This is a genomic window from Levilactobacillus mulengensis, from assembly GCF_003946045.1.
Taxonomy (GTDB): Bacteria; Bacillota; Bacilli; order Lactobacillales; family Lactobacillaceae; genus Levilactobacillus; species Levilactobacillus mulengensis.
In genome coordinates this window covers 1-19,127 of sequence record NZ_RHNW01000018.1, presented here as the reverse complement: position 1 = coordinate 19,127, position 19,127 = coordinate 1, and the positions used below count along the sequence as shown (strand labels likewise).

Below are 19,127 nucleotides of genomic sequence, written 5' to 3'. Positions count from 1 at the left end.
CTTTTTTTGATGGAAAGGGGTGGACCGGTGTGCGGTCTTGGCGAAATGAACTGAAGCGGGCGTGGACGGCGGGCATTCAGGGTCCGAACCTCGCGTGGGGATGGGGACTCGCTGTCTTACTGTTCACGGGGTTGCGCCTGTTGGGGCAAGTGCCCGGGTGGCGCGTTGCTGGCGGCGTTCTGATTTTAATGACGCTGATAGTGGGTGCCTGGCAATTAACCCAATTGGCCCTGACACTGATTAATCGTCGACCGGCCGCCTGGCAGAGCTGGCAACTGGTTTGGCGCAACAAGGGGACCTGGTTGTTAGTGGCGCTGGGCCTGATTATTCTGATGTTGCCGCTTGGTCTCTGGGGCCTGAGCAGCCGTCTGCTGGTCCGGTTGCCGGTACCCGCCATGTGGGTCAACGCCGTCGGGTTACATCGGCGGCCGGTGGGTATCGTGGTCGTCATTGTCTACGTGCTGGTGGCGAGCTATTGTCTCCTGTGGGGACCGCGCCACTTCCGGCGGTTGACGCCGCAGATTGCCCAGCCCGGAACTTGGCGGCAGATGGTGAGCGCGTTACTGGTTACCGCTGGGCTGACACTGACCTGGCTGATTTGGGCAGAGTTGTTCGTTGGTTTAAATTGGTGGTGGGGGCCGCGGTTAGGTGCCGGGAGTGCGCGGTTCTTAGCCTGGGCCTCGCTGGGCGTGATTTTGCTAGGGCTGTTCCTGGCCAGCTGGTTGAGTATCATCACACTGGTATGGAGCTGGTGCGGGCAGCCGTCCGTCACCAGTCCTCATCGTCCCCGGCGACAGATTGGCGTGTTAGTGGGGGTGGCGGTGTTTGCTGCGGCCTGCATCAGTACCCAAGCCATTTACCAAACACCCCAGTTCTCCCAGATGGCCCTGATCAGTCACCGGGGCGTGGATCACGGTCACGGGGTCCAAAACACGTTGGGTGCGTTGCGTTATGTCAGCCGCCAGCACCCAACCTACGTGGAAATGGATCTGCACGAGACCCGGGATCATCAGTGGGTGGTGCTTCACGATGAAAATTTAGCCACCTTAGCAGGTCGCAACGTGACACCGCACTCGTTGACCCTGGCCCAATTACAACGGCTGACAGTCCACGAGAATGGCTATCACGACCATTTAGTGAGTTGGTCGACCTACCTCAGGACGGCAGAACGTCTTCATCAACCCTTGTTGGTAGAAATTAAAACAACGCCGACGGATTCTAAGGGGATGGCGGCGCGGTTTGCCCGGGCGTATGGCTCGCGGCTGGTCACAGATCATTCAGCGGTCCATTCACTGGATTACCGGGTGGTGACCCAGGTGAAACGCGCGGTGCCGCAGTTACGGGTAGGCTACATTACCCCGTTTAACTGGGTCTCCCCGGCGTCGATTCCGGCCGATTTTTATTCCTTCCAACGGATCTCCGTTAGCCAGCAATTTATTCTGGCGGCACATCAATTGGGGGCGAAGGCCTATCTGTGGACGCCGGATTCCCGAAGCGTCATGACCCGGATGTGGGCGTTAGGCGCCGACGGGCAAATCACCAATGAACTGTCCCGGCTGCGGGGCGTGGTTCAGCAACGGCCAGCGGCCAATTGGTGGGCGGTCCTGCAGAACTTTGTGTTTAGCTATCTGTAAGGGAGATTTTGATAGTGCACACCGGGATTAAGATGAGCGTGTTGGTGATGAGCGGACCTGAGCATTAAGCTGATTAATGGCTAGTAGTCAAAAACAGTTATTAACGAATAAGCGAATAAAATTAACTAATTAGAGAATTATATCCGGTGAAAATGGCCGTTTATAATTCTTTTTATATTAGAATGATAAAATGGCCTAGACAGATTAGAGTTCCTTAATAAACTGGCATATTTCTTGTATTCCCTGATAAATCCCTTATTATTAGTATTAATGATAAAGGAACCGGACTAGGCCATTATTTTTTCAGGGGAAGAGTTCTAGTGGAAAAGGGCGTCGACAGCTAGAGCTCTCAGTCAACGCGATTTAGACGTAATGTTCGGCTTTATCAGAATTGGCAACTGACCAGCGTTACAGTACGTGAGGGAGAGAGCAGATGCGGTTATTAGGGAATAAAGTTAAGCAATATCGAAAACAAAAAAATATGTCACAGCAAGAACTGGCTGACGGAATCTGCACGCAGGCAACCGTAAGCTTGATGGAAAAGAAGAACAAGATTCCAAGCATTAAGATCATGTTGCAGGTTTGCCGGCGACTCAATGTTTCCTTAACGGACGTATTAGCCGGGGTAGGCAGTAGCATGGATGAACAGTTTGACGAAATCTCATTGGCGATTCGACGGAGCGACTATACGGCTGCGGCGGATTCCCTGGAAGAGATCGATATGAATGAGGTCGCGACGGCCTTTGACCGCGAACGGTACCATTACTACCGCGGCTTCATTGAACTCGGCGCCCACGGTCGGCCAGACGAGGCGATTTTTCACTTCAACCTGTTACTGCACCGGTCTTACCAGATGCCTTGGGACCTGTACGCCATCGTGGGCAACGTGGGGATGGCCGCTGCGTACTTGAAGCGCGAGGAGCTGGACAAGGCCCGTTACTACTTGGGCGAGGCCGTTAGTTACCTTGACGATTTCGAGTGGCACGATGAGATCGATTTCAAACGCTTGGTTTGGGCGCGTTATCAAATTGCCCAGATGTACTTGACGCTGCAACAACCACAATTAGTGATTGAGAGCGTCGAGTCCGCCTTAGAGGCCGTGAAACGCCAAGCCTCGCTTTACCTGATTGATGTCTTGTACGAGGTTAAGGGACAGGCGGAACAAGCCCTGATGGCTAAGACGGCCGCCAAGCGCAGTCTGATGATTGCCAAGACGTTGGCGCTGGTGACCCACAACATTCCGTTACAGGAACGGTTGGCACCGGCCGCAGGATCATCCGTATTTGCGGATTAAGTTTACATTTAGCAGACCAGCAACCGAAGCAATTCGGCGGCCGGTCTTTTTTTGCGCAAAAAAACACGCCGCTGATCAACAGCGACGTGAGGAATCATCAAAAATTAAATTAAGCTTCGGGGTGGGTAACCTTAGCCGGTTGGTTATTCAGGTCAGTCCGAACGACGATAACGTCGCAAACGGCGGTCCGAGTAACGTATTCGGTAACGGAACCAATCAAGAGACGTTCAACGGCGTTTAAACCAGTTGCCCCAATCATGATCAAATCAGTGTCATTATCCCGAGGAACATCCCGTGCGATAATGGTCTTAGGTGCCCCATACTCAATGGCGTAGTCGATGCTTTGCAGGCCATCAGCCTTCGCATCAGCCACGTACTTGTCCAGCGTCTTCTTTGCCGTTTCCGTAACTTGTTCAACCATGCTGGTATCGAAGCTGGAAATGTTCTGGAAAGCCCGCGTATCAACAACGTGAACGAGATGTAAATCAGCATCGTTACGCTTAGCCACAGCGACCGCTTTCTTGAAAGCTAATTCGGCTTCGTAGGAACCATCAACTGGGACTAAAATGTGCTTGTATTGTTGTAACATATTGTTCACCTCTCATTACTTTATACTCTTATCATACGTTATTTGCCGACAAATAAAAAGCGAAATGGTGAAAAATCGTAGAAAAGTGTAACCGGTTACCCCTTGGGCAGCCAGTGGGCGAGGATGAGTTGTAGCGTGATGACAACGATGACTCCCACCAGTAAGACGCCGGAAATAAAAATGGTATTATTCATAATTGTGGCAACGGCGGAGACAATCCCAATCAACATCATCAAGATACCGCCGACGTTGAGAACCCGGCTGAGTGCTGGGGATGATTCGGGATGAAAAACGAGGAAAGCGCGGCTCCGGTGACTGTAAAAGTACCAGCCAATGCCGAGAGCGAGCAAGGTGTAACAAATCATTAAAATCGTAATGGCCAAGAGATGGGTCCTCCTTAAAAATTCGGTTCTGTGTGACTAAGTATACCCGATTCAGCCTTTAAAATCATCACGGGTTTGTGGAGGGCAGATAGTTTTTAGCCGCGCCTTACCGGGCAGAAAAAATGGACCGGAACGCGAGGGGCGGACGTCCGGAGCCAAAGGGCGGTCTCCGGACTTGCTTTGAGCCTCATAGGGCGAGTCTCAAAGACACCAATTTAATCAGTGGCGGGGCCACGGATTAAATTCCCCTGGCTGAGTCTATTTTTTCTGCCCTCACGGCTGATATAGTAGGGCACTGCAACCGTGAGGATTTTCTTCTGCGTAAGCTGACTTCTAAACGTGTCCTATCAGTCGGCGAAAATGTGCCGGAACGCTGGGGAAGGACGCTCCAAGCCAAAGAGCGGTCTTGAAGCTCGCTTTGAACCACGAAAAACACGTGTTTCAAAGACGCCATTCTTCGAGAAATCCACTCGAAGAATCCCACGGCTGAGCAGATTTTCGCCGACCTCACGGCTGACACAGTGAGTGCCGCAACTGTGATGATTTTCTTCTGCGTGGGGTAGTTGCTCAACGGATTACGAAGTCATATTGCTAATTACATAATGGCGACAACGCATTTTTTGAATACAAATCTGGTATCCTTGGCTATTGTTGGTTACGACACTCGTCTGGTCAGGTGCTGGGGTCCGTGTAACCGGAGGAGGTCAGTTACGGAGCTACCTGTGTCGGTGGTGTTAGCCGGCGTTTTTGAGCCGGCTTACAGCACGGGATGACCTTTGAGACACATGAACCTGGTGGCTCAAAGGCAAGCCGGAGGACCGCTTCTCAGGCCGCAGGCGGTCCCCACAGGTGCGGAGTGGCTGACAGCCGCAGGTGGAACGGCCCCAGCACCTGACCCGGAACTGAACCAGTATAACGAGTCAAGGTCAAGGGGCAACGAAGGCAAAAGAAAAAGGCCATTCAAAGGAATGGCCTTCAAAGCAGAGCTTTGGATGATCTAAGTGGTGCCGTTAATTGTCTAGTCATGTTGACCCGCGATGACAATGCAGGGGGGAAAGCTAGCTAGAACGTCTGACTTCCAAGTGAAAAGGCATGTCATTTTTTCCAGCATTTTGCGATCCCGTTTATAGATTACTTGATCGGCAACTTGTAGTGAGACAACGCGTACACCTTAGAACCATCTGTATAGTAGCATATAAATATTAAAATTTCAATTACTCACTGTCGGTTTGCCTGCAGAAGTCGCCGATATTGTTCGGCCAACTGACTTTCAAAACGGCCATTAGTCTTGGGATGATAGTATTCAGCGTGCTTAAGGTCGTCCGGTAAATATTGTTGCTTGACCCAGTCGCCCGGGAAATCATGGGGGAACTGGTAAGCATTGCCGTGACCCAATTTTTTGGCGCCACTGTAATGGGCATCCTTCAATCGGTCGGGAACCGCGCCGTTGTGGCCGTTCATCACGTCGGCTAGAGCGGCATCCACGGCCGCAATCCCAGAATTGGATTTTGGCGACAGACAGAGTTCAATCACCGCGTCGGCTAGGGGAATGCGCCCCTCTGGCAAACCCAATTGCTGGGCGGCCTGAACGGCTTGAACCGTACGGGCGGCTGCCGGTAAATTGGCCATGCCAATGTCTTCGTAGGCGATGACCATCAGACGTCGACAGATAGACGGCAGGTCACCGGCCGCTACCAGTTGGGCCAAGTAGTGAAGCGCAGCGTCGGTATCGCTACCCCGAATGGACTTTTGAAAGGCGGAAATCACATCGTAGTGGGCATCCCCATTTTTATCGCCGACCAGGGCCTTACGTTGGAAACAAGCCTCGGCGACTTCAAGCGTCACGTGAATCTCGCCATCGGCGGCTGGGGGCGTCGATTGGGCGGCCAGTTCAAGGCCGTTCAACGCACTGCGCAGGTCACCATTGGTGGCGCCGGCCATGAAGTTCAGAGCCTCGTCGTCAACGTTTAAGTTGAGCTTGCCGAGTCCGCGAATCTCGTCGGCCATGGCCCGGTGAAGCGCGGTCTTGATGTCGTCTAGCGATAGCGGGTGAACCTCGAAAATCTGTGTCCGGCTACGAATGGCCGGGTTGATGTTGATATAGGGATTCTCAGTGGTCGCCCCGATTAGAATAATGCGGCCGCTCTCCAGATGGGGCAGTAGGAAATCTTGCTTGGTCTTATCCAGTCGGTGGATTTCGTCCAGGAGTAAGATGACGGTGCCGCTCATCTTGGCTTCCTCGGCCACGATTTGGAGGTCCTTTTTGGAGTCGGTGGCCGCGTTTAATTTGCGAAAGGCATACTTCGTCGACCCGGCAATCGCACTGGCGATGCTGGTCTTCCCGGTGCCCGGCGGCCCGTATAAAATCATAGAGGATAGTAGTTTAGCCGCGACCATGCGGGCAATAATTTTGCCGGGACCAACTAAGTCCTGTTGGCCCACGACGTCTTCGAGGCGCTGTGGCCGCATGCGGTAGGCTAAGGGTTGTTGTGCCAAAAACGAGACTCCTTTCTTAATGACCGAGTAGTTTATCGAACCAATTTTTCTTGGGTGCAGAAGTTGAATCGGTTGTTGGTTTGGCCGGATACTTTTTGGTGAGACTGATGGGACTTTGGTTGATGGCTTCGTCGCTGGCCACCACTAGGCCAAGGTCCGTATCGTTGACGCCATAGATGGTATCTTGTTTGATCGTAAATTTAAGGTTGTGTTGGCTCGCCAGCTTGAGGTAGGGCGCGAGGTCGGTCTGGTTAATGTGCCCGTTAAAAATAACCTGGTAGTCCGGGTGCGCAGAAATTTCCGTGATGAACGCATCCAGGCTTTGCCGGTCGGTGACTTCGGCAATCGTCATGGCCAGGGAGATCCGCTCGCGGAAGGTACCCAGGTAATGGCGTTGCTCGTCAGGATTGATTTTCGGTGTCCCGTAGACAGAATTTTGTAAATGTTGTTCCATTTGACTCTTCTCAGCCATTAGTTTCCCTCTTTTCAAGTTAGTCCCATAAGTATACCATGGAATAGAAAAGACGTTTAGGAAGGGGGCTTCAGCATGTATCAGGACCAAGATTTTCACGTGTGGGATGACCAAACGCTACCCGGAAGATTGGGCAAGATTCGCGCACAGATTGACCCGAAGTTTACGGCAACGGTGGCGGACCTCGCACCCGTTTTCGCCGAGCTGGCCGTGCCAATCTACGACCATATCTCGTTGCATCGGCGGCGGTCTAAGAATCCACCGCCAGATACCTGGGTGGCATTTAGCACGTCCAAACGGGGGTACAAAATGTTGCCGCACATTGAGGTGGGGTTCTGGGATGACCGGTTCTTCATCTGGCTGACCGTGCTGCAGGAGGCTAAGAATCGCCAGGCCTTACTGAGTAGTCTCAAGGAGGACACGGTGATGCAGTTGCCCGCTGGTTTTGAATGTGGTGGGGACCACACGGATAAGAATTGTGGGCAGCCGTTGACGCGGGAAACTTATCAGGAATTGATGCGGATACAGCCGCAGAAGCACGCGGAGTGGCAGGTCGGTCGCAACTTTTTGCGTGGCAGTGATTTCTTTACGGGGACGCCCGCGCAACAGGTTCAGACGATTCAGGACACGGTGCGCGCACTGTTGCCGCTGTATGACCAATTGATTCGGATTTAGTTTAGCGGTAAGCTCAGAATAATCGGAGCTTACCAGGGGATGCGCCAGTTGGTGGCATGGCCCAAGCTTGAAGGGGGAGTTTTTGTGGTAGCGTTTCTAAAACGGGTGTGGCAGAACCCGCTGACGATGATGTACATCGCGTTAATCTTGCTGATATTTATTGCGTGGCAGGCGCACGCCTTTTTGTCACTGGCCTTGTTTACGGTGATTTTTATTTATTTGGGAAATGCCGCAATCGGGAGCATCGAGCGGCATCTACACCTGCATCACCTGTGGGCAACACTGTTGGTGTACGTGCTGTTTCTGGGAATCTTAGTGGCAGCTTTTTCGCAGATCATTCCGCCGCTGGTATCGGAGGCCTCGAACCTGCCGAACACGATTGATAAATTAATTGATACATATCCTCAGCTACAGAGCGAGTTGACCAGGTTGATCAAGAACCTGTCGCAAAATGCGTCGGTCATCAGCAATGGGAAAAACTTACTGACCAGTGGGATGGGGCAGTTGTCGCGCTTCAGTTCAGGCGTTGAGACGATTCTGTTGGCGTTCTTCTTCGGATTTATCTTTAATCTAACAAAATTTCAGCTGCAGACCTTCGTCCACGCCTTTACCAAGAGTCGTTTCGCCAGTCTGTTTGTGCCGATGGGCCAGTTGATTTTAAAATTCGTGAACATTTTCGGCACGGTATTGGAAACACAGTTGGTGATTTGTACCATCAATACGATTCTGATGGTCTTGGGTCTCTGGATCATTGGCATGCCTAGCTTACTGATTTTAGGCATCATGGTCTTCTTCCTGGGACTGATTCCGGTTGCCGGGGTGCTGATTTCCCTGATTCCACTGACCATCGTGGCCTTCCTGACCGGTGGGCTGATTCGGGTCGTGGAAGTTTTAGTACTAGTCGTCTTGATCCACATGTTCGAGTCCTACTTCCTGCATCCCCGGTTAATGGCTAACGCCACGAACCTGCCAATCTTCGTGACATTCATCGCCTTGATTGTCAGCGAACAGCTCTTTGGCGCCTGGGGCCTGATTGTTGGGGTGCCCCTGGTGGCCTTCTTCCTGGACGTGTTCGACGTGCAGTTGAAGCCGAAACGGGTGACGTCGAAATCGGAACCAGATAAAACAGCATAATCAAAAATGAGGTCCTACTGGTTAGGGCCTCATTTTTTGCGGATTGGTTCAGCTAACTGCCGTGAATTTTTAACGAAATCAAGTCAGTCATATCTAAATTGATTGAATACGACAACCGTTAGTATTCAAAAAAACTCAAAATAAAAAGGCCCCGCCAAAGGCGAGACCTTTTTTAAACCAGTCAGAATTAATCTTAACGGTTGTAGTATTCAACGATAAGAGATTCGTCAAGTTCTGCATCTAATTCTTCACGTTGAGGGAAGCGGGTAAGGGAACCTTCCAGCTTGTCAGCGTCGAATTCGACGTATTGTGGACGGCCAACAACGGCTTCAACAGCGCCCTTGATGACAGTCATGTCCTTAGACTTGTCACGAACGGAGATGATTTGGCCAACTTCGACTTCGTATGAAGGGATGTCAACGCGCTTACCATCAACGGTGATGTGACCATGGTTAACCAATTGACGAGCTTGACGACGAGTCGTAGCCAAACCTAAACGGTAAACCATGTTGTCCAGACGACGTTCGAGCAAGATTAAGAAGTTCGTACCATGGGTACCTTCAGAGATCTTGCCGGCACGCTTGAACAAGTTGTAGAATTGACGTTCAGTCATGCCGTAAGTGAACCGGAGCTTTTGCTTTTCACGCAATTGCGTACCGTATTCAGAAAGCTTCTTTTGACGTCCTTGACCATGATCACCAGGTGCGTAAGGACGACGGTTTAATTCTTTACCAGTGCCGGAAAGGGATACCCCTAAACGACGAGAAAGGCGCCAGCTTGGGCCAGTGTAACGAGACATAGATAGTTCCTCCAATAAAATATTATTTGGAGTAAAATAAGCTGTATATAAGTTTAGTATTCGTGCAGATTGCTTTGCAGGTTTCACCGTATGCAGCCGCAGGTTACTTCCTGAACCAATGTAACGGCAACAATCTGTTGACGAGCTTACCACTTATCGCTGCATTATTTTACACAACGAGCAGTATAACCTGAAGGACTATGCTTTGTCAACGTGTTTCAACAGAACCCGAGCAAATTCTTCCAAAACGGCCTGATCTGCCGCGCTGAATCGGTCGATGCTGGGGGAGTCAATGTCCATGACGCCCAGCTTCGTGCCATCGGCCAGGGTTAAGGGAACGACGACCTCGGCATTGCTGGCGGAGTCACAGGCAATGTGACCAGCAAATTTGTGGACATCCGCGACCCGTTGGACCTCCTGGGTTGCCAGTGCGGTGCCACACACGCCGTGGTTATTTTCAATGTGAACGCAGGCGACGTTGCCCTGGAAGGGGCCAAGAATCAAATCATCCGTGGCCGCCTGATATAGGTAAAAGCCGGCCCAGTTCACGTCCGTCAAGGTTTGCTTGAGGAGTGCAGCGGCATTGGATAGGTTGGCGACTAGGTTCGTTTCCTCATATAACAAAGCGTCAAGTTGTTCGGTAATTAATGGATTAATTGCATCACTCATAGAAAGGCCTCCAAAGTTTAATGATTAAAATGTTCGAATATAGGGAAAACGTTAAGGGAATCGTGAAAACGTAGTGAAGCCTAGGCGTGACTTATGCTATAATCGAAATTAGATTAAATTGTAAAATGAACCGAGTTATTTTGCAACTCGTTAAATGATGAAATGCTGATGAAGGATGGGGTCAATTATGGTAGGTGTGTTGATTGGAATCGTGATACTTGCGATTGTCGTCTACGTGGGTGTGCTGGTTTACCAGCAGCGTATTCGCAAACAAGTTGTTACGTTAACCACAAAAAAGGCGTCGATGGTGGCAATTCCCTTGGCGGATGAACTGAAGCTGGTTGGGCAGTTAAGCCTGACGGGCCAGTCTTTGGAGCAGTTCCAGCAACTACAAGCGGATTATCAGGACATCACTGAGAACCGTTTCAAGCGCATTGACCAGGAATTGACCCAATTACTGAAGGACTCACGCGGTGTGAACCTGGTACAACTGCGTCAGCGGCTGACCAAGATCACGTTGCTGGTTAACCAGACCGATGAGTTGGTGCAAGACGTTCAGGCCAAGCTGGCCAGTTTGCAGGAAGTGGATAAGCAACACCGTGAAGCCGTTCGGGACCTGGAGAAAAAATATCAGGACCTGCGGAAAACGTTGTTGGCTAAAAACTTTGCCTTTGGTCCCAGCATTGATGGCTTAGAGGAACGCTTAGGCCAACTTGAGGGCAACTTTGATACGTTTACCCGGTTGACCCAAGAAGGGGACCACGAGCGGGCTGCGGATGTTTTAACGCAACTCCAAGAGGATACGACGAACCTGGAAGATTTGATTGCGGCCATTCCACCGGTCTACAAGGACCTGACCGTGGTTTATCCCGATCAAGTGAAAGAATTAAAGGGTGGCTACCAACAACTGAGTAACGAACAATATCGCTTCGGAGATCAAGACGTTCCCGGATTGATTCACGATGCTGAGGAACACATCAAAGATAATTTAAATACATTAAACGATTTGCGGCCCGAGGATGCCAAGGTGGTTAACGACCGTATCGCTAAGCAAATCGATCAAATTTACGACCTGATGCAGACGGAAATGGACGCTAAGGACCCGGTTGAAAAGAATCTGGACCGCGTCGCCAAGTTCATTGCCCACGCGCAAAATCAGAGCCACTCCCTGTTAAATGAGTTGGATCGGTTGAGCCAGAATTATACGTTGGACCACCAGGAGCTGGAAACGGCCCGCGAGTTGAACGAACAGTTACGCGGCATCGATGGCATTTACCAGCAAGACGTTCAGGCGTTGACTGGTAAGACGGCCACGTTCTCCCAGGTACTGGACCACCAGAACCAACAGGAGAAGGAACTCAAGCAGATCGAAGAACAACAGGCAGACATTTTGAAGAGTGTGGCCGGGCTGGCCGACGAAGAGCGCCAGGCCCGCGACACCTTACAACAGTTTGACTTCAACCTCCATAGTTTGCGGCGGCAGGTCGAGAACCTAAATCTGCCCGGCATTCCACAAGCGTACTTGGATTATTTCTTTGTGGTGCGGGATGAAGTGGCCCAACTGGCGACCGATATGGATCAGCCCCAGATTGACATGGAACGGATCACCAAGCAGTTATTGATCATCCAAACGGATCTGGACACGCTCCAGGAAAAGACGGATGACTTAATCGATAGCTCGCAACTGGCCGAACAGCTGTTACAGTATGCCAACCGTTACCAGACCAGTCATGACAACGTGGCTGAGGCGAGCCAAAAGGCCGAGAACTTATTTGAAAAGAAGTTCGAATACGCCCAGGCACTGGAAACGATTGCCACGGTCTTGAACGAAGTTGAACCCGGGTCTTACAAGCGTTTAGAAGACGCCTACTATGACCGTAAGGGAACGGCCAAGCCCAAGCGGCGGCTCGAAGAAAACAATTAAATTCAGGGAAGCCTCACTCGGACCCCATCCGGTGAGGCTTCTTTTTTTGCCAAAGTGAAACCCCTTTCAACGAAATGCCCAGGGGGCAAAGGCTTGTGGTTCGCTGGATTTGTGTTTATAATGAGAAAGAATTTCTATCGGAGTCGAACCAATAGAAGAAGATAAGAGGGTTCAGCATGATTTATTTTGATAACAGTGCAACCACCAAGGCAGCGCCCGAAGTGGTTGATACTTACGCGAAGGTCAGCCAGAATTACTGGGGGAATCCATCAAGTTTGCACAAATTTGGTGAACAGGCATTTAACCTGTTAGAACAATCCCGCCAGCAAATCGCTGACCTGGTTGGTACCAAGCTGAGTGAAATTCTCTTCACCAGTGGCGGTACCGAAGGCGACAACTGGGCCATCAAGGGTACCGCAATGGCTAAGAAGGAATTTGGGAACCACTTGATCACCACCGAAGTGGAACATCCAGCCGTGCACAATTCCATGGAACAATTGAAGCAGGAAGGGTTTGAAGTCACTTACCTGCCCGTTGATGAAAATGGCCGGGTGTCCGCTGCGGACTTACGGGCCGCTATCAAGCCCACCACGATTTTGGTGTCCACGATGGCCGTCAACAATGAAATTGGGGCCATCCAACCACTCGACGAAATTGCCGATGTGTTACGGGACTTCCCACGGATTCACTGGCACATCGATGCGGTTCAGGGAATTGGTAAGGGCTTAGCCGACAAGATCTTTAACGACCGGGTCGACTTTGTGACGTTCTCTGGGCACAAGTTCCACGCACCACGTGGTATCGGTTTCATGTACAAACGCCAAGGCCGGACCATCACGCCTTTGATGGCCGGTGGGGGTCAGGAACGGAATCTGCGTTCCGGAACCGAAAATCTGCCAGCCATTGCCGCCATGGCCAAGGCCTTACGGCTGTTACTGGCTGACGAATCCGCTAAGGTCAAGCGCCAACGGGAGATTCGGTTAGCTATCTTACACCACGTCGAGAGTTTCCCGAACGTGACGATTTTCTCTAAGGATTTGCCCGTCTTCGCACCCCACATTCTGTGCTTTGCGATTGCCGGTGTCCGGGGCGAAACCATCGTGCACGCCTTTGAGGAACACGACATTTACATTTCCACGACCAGTGCTTGTTCCTCTAAGAAGCACGTCGAATCCAGCACGCTGCAGGCCATGAAGGTCGACGATGGCATTGCCACCAGCGCCGTGCGGATTTCATTGGACGAACACAACACCATGGCGGAAGCCGAAAAATTTAACCAAGTCTTCGATGAACTGTACACGCAGTTTGCCAAGTTAAGCTAAATCACGAAAGGGGTCGCGCAATGGAATACAGCGAAATTATGGTCCGTTACGGCGAGCTGTCAACGAAAGGGAAGAACAAGAAAGACTTTATCAAGCAGCTGGGACAAAACGTCCGCAAGGCGCTCAGCACGTTTGACAGTCTGGAGATTCGGGCCCAACACGACCGCTTGCACGTTACCTTAAACGGGGCGGATTCAGAAGCCGTTATGAACCGGCTGAAGGGTGTTTTCGGGATTGAAAACTTCTCGCCTTCGGTCAAGGTTGATAAGGACATTGAAGAAATTAAAGCCACGGCCGTTAAAATGGTCAAGGAAGTCTTTAAGCCAGGCATGACCTTTAAGATCAACACCCGGCGGCAAGACAAAGAATTTGCATACGATACCTACCAAATGAACGGAATTCTGGGGGATGCCGTGCTTGAAGGCGTTCCTGGACTGACCGTTCAAATGAAGCATCCCGACCTGGAGTTACGGGTCGAAGTCCGGATGAACGGGGTCTTCCTGTCCGGCGAAACGATTCATGGTGCCGGCGGGCTGCCCGTTGGGACTGGTGGTAAGGCCGTGATGATGCTTTCTGGTGGGATCGACTCACCCGTTGCGTCTTACTACGCGCTCCGTCGTGGGGTCAAGATTGATATGGTGCACTTCTTCAGTCCGCCATACACCTCTGAACAAGCTTTGGCCAAGGCCAAGGAACTGACGGCACGGTTGGCCGGTTACTCTGGGGGCATTCAATTCATCCAGGTACCGTTTACCAAGATCCAAGAGACCATCAAGGAAAAGGTGCCCGAGGGTTACCTGATGACGGTCCAACGTCGGCTGATGTTACGGCTGACGGCAGCGATTGCGGAGAAGCGACACGCCAAGGGAATCTTTAACGGGGAATCTCTGGGCCAAGTGGCTTCACAGACGTTGGAAAGTATGGCGGCCATCAATGATGTGACGTCCATGCCAATCCTACGGCCACTGCTGTCCATGGACAAGACGGAAATCATCAAGGTCGCCGAGGATATCGACACCTATGACCTGTCTATCCTGCCATACGAAGATTGCTGTACCATCTTCACGCCACCAGCACCCAAGACGCATCCCGACTTGGAAAAGTCCCGGAAGTACGAAGGGTACATCGACGTGGAAGGCTTGATGCAGGAAGCACTTGACGGGATTACCGTCACGGAGATCCGGCCAGGGGACAACTACCTGAACCAAAACGAAGACGTCTTCGCAGAATTACTTTAATTTGCATTTGAGAAGGGCTGTGCCGGTTGGCATGGCTCTTTTTTTTCGACGAGCAGAATAGTTGATCGACTATCCAGCACTTTGATCATTGACTTAGAGCGGTTTAGATTGAAATTCAGCAGACGGCAACGGCACACCTTAATATAATTAACTTGATATTATATTTATAGGAGAGATTACTTTGAAATGGGTCGTTAGCATGGTAAGCTAAGTGCACAGTCTAAAGGGAATTGAGGGAAGTCGGGGATGAACCATCAACAGACGAAATGGCTCATTAATCTAACGTTATCTTTGATTTTACTGGTCGCAATTTTTACGGTAGGGGCAAGCTGGTTTTTCGGGGCAATCGTCTTACTGGTCTACGTGGTTCAGTGGGGCCTGTTCAAATGGCTTAGCAAGCGTTAGCCAACGAACAAACCACCGGTCAATCGGGAATTTTCGTGCCTTGTCATAGCAACGATATCCCCGGTTGGGTCCAGGCTAGAATCCAATTTTATCTTTTTCGTGATTTTAACTCAAATCGCTTGTCAGGACCCCCTATGTTGCGTGATAATTGAAGCAATCAATCGGCATTAGGCCGATAAACAACTTGAAGGGGTTGATCTGCGTGGAAGTCACACGACTCGGCGATACATTCTCACTGTCCGGCACCTTGCCAGCAGTCGGGGATCAGTTACCAAAGTTTAAGGTATTCGATCAAGACAATAACAAAGTTAAGACGGCTAATTTAGTTGGGAAAGTCACTTTGATCAGCGTTGTGCCTGACCTGGATACACCAGTTTGCACGATTCAGACGCGGAAGTTTACCCAGCAAGCGGATCACTATCCAGATGCCCGGTTCGCCACGATTTCTAATAACTCAATCGCAGAACAGACCGGCTGGTGTGCCGCTCAGGGCGTTGAGAACGTTGATTTGTTGTCTGACGAAGAATTGTCGTTTGGCTACGAAATGGGTCTGTACGTCCCTAACTTGGGGAACCTGGCACGGTCCATCTGGATCATTGACGATTCCGGCAAGATTGTCTACCGGCAAATCGTTAAGGAACAAACGGACGAACCAGATTACCTGGCCGCTATCGATGCGCTGGAAAAATTAGTCGCACGAGTTGACCTTTAGGCTAAAATTGCGTAAACTATGTGAAAGTAGCGTTGAACAAGTCAGTAGCGTTAAGACATCCTCGCAGAGAGCCGGAATTGCTGGAAACCGGTGGATGGCTATACGTGAACGTAGCTTGCGAGCTGCCGGGCTGAACCAACAGTAAGCCCGGACCGGAGCACTCTCCGTTAACAAAGAAGTTAAGTGGGGCATAAACGCCCAATTTAGGTGGTACCGCGAAGAATCTTCGTCCTAATTTTTTAGGACGGAGATTTTTTTGTCCCGTCAAACGTTAACTTCGCCAGAAAGAAAGGAATTGATTTAAATGGCTGACAAGCAAATTGATATGCCAACCAAGTATGACCCAACCGCCGTTGAAGCGGGTCGGTACCAAACTTGGCTTGATGAAGATGTTTTCAAACCCAGTGGTGACAAGAAAGCCACGCCTTATTCCATTGTTTTACCGCCACCAAATGTTACCGGGAAGCTGCATTTAGGTCACGCCTGGGACACGACTTTACAAGACATGATCATTCGGCAAAAGCGGATGCAGGGCTTCGATACACTCTGGATTCCGGGGATGGACCATGCCGGTATTGCCACGCAAGCCAAGGTGGAAGCCCGCTTACGTGAACAAGGCATTACCCGTTACGACTTAGGTCGGGAAAAGTTTGTCGACAAGGTTTGGGAATGGAAGGACGAATACGCCGCAACCATCCACAAGCAATGGGCCAAGATGGGGCTGTCCATGGACTACTCCCGTGAACGGTTTACCTTGGATGATGGCTTATCTGACGCCGTTAAGAAGGTCTTCGTTACTCTCTACAAGAAGGGCCTGATCTACCGGGGCGAATACATCATCAACTGGGACCCACAAGCCCGGACCGCGTTATCTGATATCGAAGTTATCCACCAAGATGACAAGGGTGCGTTCTACCATGTGAAATACCCATTTGCCGACCCAGACTACACGTTCAACGGCAAGCATTACATTGAAATTGCCACGACCCGTCCCGAAACCATGATGGGGGATACCGCCGTTGCCGTTAACCCCGACGACGACCGGTACAAGGAATTAGTTGGCAAGAAGGTTATCTTGCCATTAGCTAACCGTGAAATTCCCATCATCGCTGACCAATACGTTGATATCAACTTTGGGACCGGGATGGTTAAGATTACCCCAGCTCATGATCCAAATGACTTCTTAGTGGGTAACCGTCACAACCTCGAACGGATCAACACCATGAACGAAGATGCTTCGATGAACGACCGCGCCGGCAAGTACGCTGGGATGGACCGTTTCGACGCGCGTAAGGCCATGGTTGCGGACTTGGATGACCAAGGTTTAATGATTAAAATTGACCCAATCGTCCACTCCGTTGGGCACTCTGAACGGACTGGGGTTCAAGTCGAAGCTCGGCTGTCCACGCAATGGTTCGTGAAGATGAAGCCACTTGCCGAAGCCGCCATCAAGAACCAAGAAGGCGACAACGCGGTTGACTTCGTGCCAGAACGGTTCGAACACACCTTCACCCAATGGATGGAAAACGTCCACGACTGGGTTATCTCCCGTCAACTCTGGTGGGGTCACCGGATTCCAGCCTGGTACAACAAGAAGACTGGTGAAGTCTACGTTGATGAAAAAGCGCCTAAGGATATTGAAAACTGGGAACAAGACCCCGACGTCTTAGATACCTGGTTCTCCAGTGCCCTGTGGCCATTCTCCACGATGGGTTGGCCAAACGAAGATAGCGCCGATTACAAGCGTTACTTCCCAACCGACACGCTGGTGACCGGTTATGACATCATCTTCTTCTGGGTTTCCCGGATGATCTTCCAAAGCCTTGAATTTACCGGTAAGAAGCCGTTCAAACACGTGCTCTTACACGGGTTGATTCGGGATGAAGAGGGTCGCAAGATGAGTAAGTCCCTGGGTAACGGAATCGATCCAATGGACGTCATCGACAAGTACGGTGCCGATGCACTGCGGTGGTTCTTATCTACCGGTTCAACGGCCGGCCAAGACGTCCGATTCAGTTACGACAAGATGGATGCGGCTTGGAACTTTATCAACAAGATTTGGAACGCCAGCCGATTTGTCATCATGAACTTGGGCGAGAACACCAAGCCCGTTGTGCCAGCCGCTGACAAGTGGGACCTGACCGACAAGTGGATCTTAAGCCGCTTGAACGACACGGTTAAGCACGTTACGGAAATGTTCGACAAGTTTGAATTCGGTGAAGCTGGGCGTTCGCTCTACAACTTCATTTGGAACGACTTCTGTGACTGGTATATTGAAATGAGTAAGGAAGTCCTGACCGGCGACGATGACGCTGCCAAGGCCAACAAGCAAGACATGCTGGCCTACGTCTTAGACCAAACCTTACGTCTGCTGCAACCAATCATGCCATTCGTGACGGAAGCCATTTGGCAAGCCATGCCACATGACGGTCAATCCCTGGTCACGGCGGCTTACCCAGTCGACCACCCAGAATTTGACAATGCCACGGCGGAAAACGACATGACGAGCCTGATCGATTTGATCAAGGCTGTCCGAAATATCCGGGCCGAAGCCAATGCGCCAATGTCCACGCCAATCGACTTGCAGATCAAGACCAGCGATACCAAATTACAAAGTGTCTTTGAAAACAACCGCGACTACATCGACCGGTTCGTTCACCCCAAGGACTTTGAAATGGGTGCTGACGTGACCGCACCGAAGTTGGCCATGACCTCCGTGATCTCTGGTGCCGAAGTTTCCGTTCCGTTGGCTGAATTGGTCGACCTGAATGACGAAGCTAAGCGCTTGGACAAGGAAGTTGCCAAGTACACGGCCGAAGTTGACCGGGCAACCAAGAAGTTAGGCAACGAACGTTTCGTGGCTAACGCGCCAGAAGACGTGGTTAACGCCGAACGGGAAAAGCAAGCGGATAACGAGAAGAAGTTAGCCGCCACCAAGCAACGCCTCGCCGACATCAAGGCCCAAATCTAGATTGGTCTTTGCTGGTCGCCTTACCGGTCCGCAGAAATGGGCCGGAACGCTGGGGGCAGGACGTCTTAAGCCGAAGAGCGGTCTTAAGACTCGCTTTGAGCCACCAAAAACGTGTCTCAAAGTCGCCATTTTCTAAGGAAACCACTTAGAAAATCCCCCGGCTGAGCCCATTTCTGCGGACCTCACGGCTGACACTGGCATAGCCCAGCTAGGTTGTACCTGGTATCGACTGAGTGTTCTGGGTCTCTTGTCTTCAGAGCAGTCATTAAATCAATAAAATTTCCGGCACCAACGACTCGTGAAGAGCTGTTGGTGCCGGTTTTTGTTTTCTGTCTAAAGGTTGAAAGTACTCAAATAGGCTTCAGCCCTTGGGATACTTGAACTGGAGCAACTTAAATTAGATTTTATGC

The 19,127-nt window shown here is 51.0% G+C and carries 16 protein-coding genes and 1 other annotated feature; of the genes, 10 read left to right on the top strand and 6 right to left on the bottom strand.

Annotated features, from left to right (window positions below; all coding sequences use genetic code 11):
- The first annotated feature begins 29 nt into the window (after window positions 1-29).
- Entirely contained in the window at window positions 30-1,634 is a 1,605-nt protein-coding gene (locus tag EKM84_RS12355) for a glycerophosphodiester phosphodiesterase (RefSeq protein WP_225418202.1), read from the top strand.
- Window positions 1,635-2,067: 433 nt separating this feature from the next.
- On the top strand, window positions 2,068-2,928 hold the full coding sequence (locus EKM84_RS12350) for a helix-turn-helix transcriptional regulator (RefSeq protein ID WP_125766026.1): 861 nt from the start codon (window positions 2,068-2,070) through the stop codon (window positions 2,926-2,928).
- Between the two features lie 109 nt (window positions 2,929-3,037).
- On the opposite strand, the gene EKM84_RS12345 is transcribed toward EKM84_RS12350, so the two are convergent.
- The 4 genes from EKM84_RS12345 to EKM84_RS12330 form a co-directional block, all read right to left on the bottom strand.
- Entirely contained in the window at window positions 3,038-3,517 is a 480-nt protein-coding gene (locus EKM84_RS12345) for a universal stress protein (protein ID WP_125766025.1), read from the bottom strand.
- A 95-nt stretch (window positions 3,518-3,612) separates the two neighbouring features.
- Window positions 3,613-3,900, bottom strand: a complete 288-nt coding sequence (locus tag EKM84_RS12340; RefSeq protein WP_125766024.1) for a hypothetical protein — start codon at window positions 3,898-3,900, stop codon at window positions 3,613-3,615.
- Between the two features lie 1,218 nt (window positions 3,901-5,118).
- Window positions 5,119-6,369: a replication-associated recombination protein A gene (locus EKM84_RS12335; RefSeq protein WP_125766055.1), complete on the bottom strand. Its 1,251-nt coding sequence runs from the start codon at window positions 6,367-6,369 to the stop codon at window positions 5,119-5,121.
- A gap of 43 nt (window positions 6,370-6,412) precedes the next feature.
- On the bottom strand, window positions 6,413-6,868 hold the full coding sequence (locus EKM84_RS12330) for a YueI family protein (protein WP_125766023.1): 456 nt from the start codon (window positions 6,866-6,868) through the stop codon (window positions 6,413-6,415).
- Window positions 6,869-6,943: 75 nt separating this feature from the next.
- Between EKM84_RS12330 and EKM84_RS12325 the strand changes: the two genes are divergently transcribed.
- A complete protein-coding gene (locus EKM84_RS12325; RefSeq protein WP_125766022.1) occupies window positions 6,944-7,543 on the top strand; it encodes a DUF1054 family protein in 600 nt (199 codons plus the stop codon).
- 84 nt (window positions 7,544-7,627) lie between these two features.
- Window positions 7,628-8,677, top strand: a complete 1,050-nt coding sequence (locus EKM84_RS12320) for an AI-2E family transporter (RefSeq protein ID WP_125766021.1) — start codon at window positions 7,628-7,630, stop codon at window positions 8,675-8,677.
- 193 nt (window positions 8,678-8,870) lie between these two features.
- Here EKM84_RS12320 and rpsD read toward each other — a convergent pair whose 3' ends face one another.
- A complete protein-coding gene (rpsD, locus tag EKM84_RS12315; protein WP_125766020.1) occupies window positions 8,871-9,476 on the bottom strand; it encodes a 30S ribosomal protein S4 in 606 nt (201 codons plus the stop codon).
- A gap of 198 nt (window positions 9,477-9,674) precedes the next feature.
- Window positions 9,675-10,145 (bottom strand): GAF domain-containing protein, encoded by a 471-nt coding sequence (locus EKM84_RS12310; protein WP_125766019.1) that lies wholly within the window; start codon window positions 10,143-10,145, stop codon window positions 9,675-9,677.
- A gap of 187 nt (window positions 10,146-10,332) precedes the next feature.
- Here EKM84_RS12310 and ezrA point away from each other — a divergent pair, with 187 nt between their 5' ends.
- The 6 genes from ezrA (at window position 10,333) to EKM84_RS12285 (ending at window position 18,717) form a co-directional block, all read left to right on the top strand.
- Window positions 10,333-12,069, top strand: coding sequence for a septation ring formation regulator EzrA (ezrA, locus tag EKM84_RS12305; RefSeq protein ID WP_164511400.1), 1,737 nt, complete (start codon window positions 10,333-10,335; stop codon window positions 12,067-12,069).
- Window positions 12,070-12,245: 176 nt separating this feature from the next.
- Window positions 12,246-13,391, top strand: coding sequence for a cysteine desulfurase family protein (locus EKM84_RS12300; RefSeq protein WP_125766017.1), 1,146 nt, complete (start codon window positions 12,246-12,248; stop codon window positions 13,389-13,391).
- A gap of 20 nt (window positions 13,392-13,411) precedes the next feature.
- A complete protein-coding gene (thiI, locus tag EKM84_RS12295) occupies window positions 13,412-14,629 on the top strand; it encodes a tRNA uracil 4-sulfurtransferase ThiI (protein WP_125766016.1) in 1,218 nt (405 codons plus the stop codon).
- Between the two features lie 246 nt (window positions 14,630-14,875).
- Window positions 14,876-15,034 (top strand): hypothetical protein, encoded by a 159-nt coding sequence (locus tag EKM84_RS14225; RefSeq protein ID WP_164511399.1) that lies wholly within the window; start codon window positions 14,876-14,878, stop codon window positions 15,032-15,034.
- A gap of 202 nt (window positions 15,035-15,236) precedes the next feature.
- Window positions 15,237-15,746, top strand: coding sequence for a thiol peroxidase (gene tpx, locus EKM84_RS12290; protein ID WP_125766015.1), 510 nt, complete (start codon window positions 15,237-15,239; stop codon window positions 15,744-15,746).
- 23 nt (window positions 15,747-15,769) lie between these two features.
- Window positions 15,770-15,983 (top strand) — a binding site (T-box leader).
- Between the two features lie 67 nt (window positions 15,984-16,050).
- Window positions 16,051-18,717, top strand: a complete 2,667-nt coding sequence (locus tag EKM84_RS12285) for a valine--tRNA ligase (protein WP_125766014.1) — start codon at window positions 16,051-16,053, stop codon at window positions 18,715-18,717.
- Window positions 18,718-19,127 lie beyond the last annotated feature (410 nt).

What these genes read in the sequence shown, in the direction of transcription:
- EKM84_RS12330 (WP_125766023.1), bottom strand. Translation starts at nt 6,868, where the DNA reads ATGGCTGAGAAGAGTCAAATGGAACAACATTTACAAAATTCTGTCTAC.
- EKM84_RS12350 (WP_125766026.1), top strand. Translation starts at nt 2,068, where the DNA reads ATGCGGTTATTAGGGAATAAAGTTAAGCAATATCGAAAACAAAAAAAT.
- ezrA (WP_164511400.1), top strand. Translation starts at nt 10,333, where the DNA reads ATGGTAGGTGTGTTGATTGGAATCGTGATACTTGCGATTGTCGTCTAC.
- rpsD (WP_125766020.1), bottom strand. Translation starts at nt 9,476, where the DNA reads ATGTCTCGTTACACTGGCCCAAGCTGGCGCCTTTCTCGTCGTTTAGGG.
- EKM84_RS14225 (WP_164511399.1), top strand. Translation starts at nt 14,876, where the DNA reads ATGAACCATCAACAGACGAAATGGCTCATTAATCTAACGTTATCTTTG.
- EKM84_RS12325 (WP_125766022.1), top strand. Translation starts at nt 6,944, where the DNA reads ATGTATCAGGACCAAGATTTTCACGTGTGGGATGACCAAACGCTACCC.
- EKM84_RS12345 (WP_125766025.1), bottom strand. Translation starts at nt 3,517, where the DNA reads ATGTTACAACAATACAAGCACATTTTAGTCCCAGTTGATGGTTCCTAC.
- thiI (WP_125766016.1), top strand. Translation starts at nt 13,412, where the DNA reads ATGGAATACAGCGAAATTATGGTCCGTTACGGCGAGCTGTCAACGAAA.
- EKM84_RS12310 (WP_125766019.1), bottom strand. Translation starts at nt 10,145, where the DNA reads ATGAGTGATGCAATTAATCCATTAATTACCGAACAACTTGACGCTTTG.
- EKM84_RS12335 (WP_125766055.1), bottom strand. Translation starts at nt 6,369, where the DNA reads ATGCGGCCACAGCGCCTCGAAGACGTCGTGGGCCAACAGGACTTAGTT.
- EKM84_RS12300 (WP_125766017.1), top strand. Translation starts at nt 12,246, where the DNA reads ATGATTTATTTTGATAACAGTGCAACCACCAAGGCAGCGCCCGAAGTG.
- EKM84_RS12285 (WP_125766014.1), top strand. Translation starts at nt 16,051, where the DNA reads ATGGCTGACAAGCAAATTGATATGCCAACCAAGTATGACCCAACCGCC.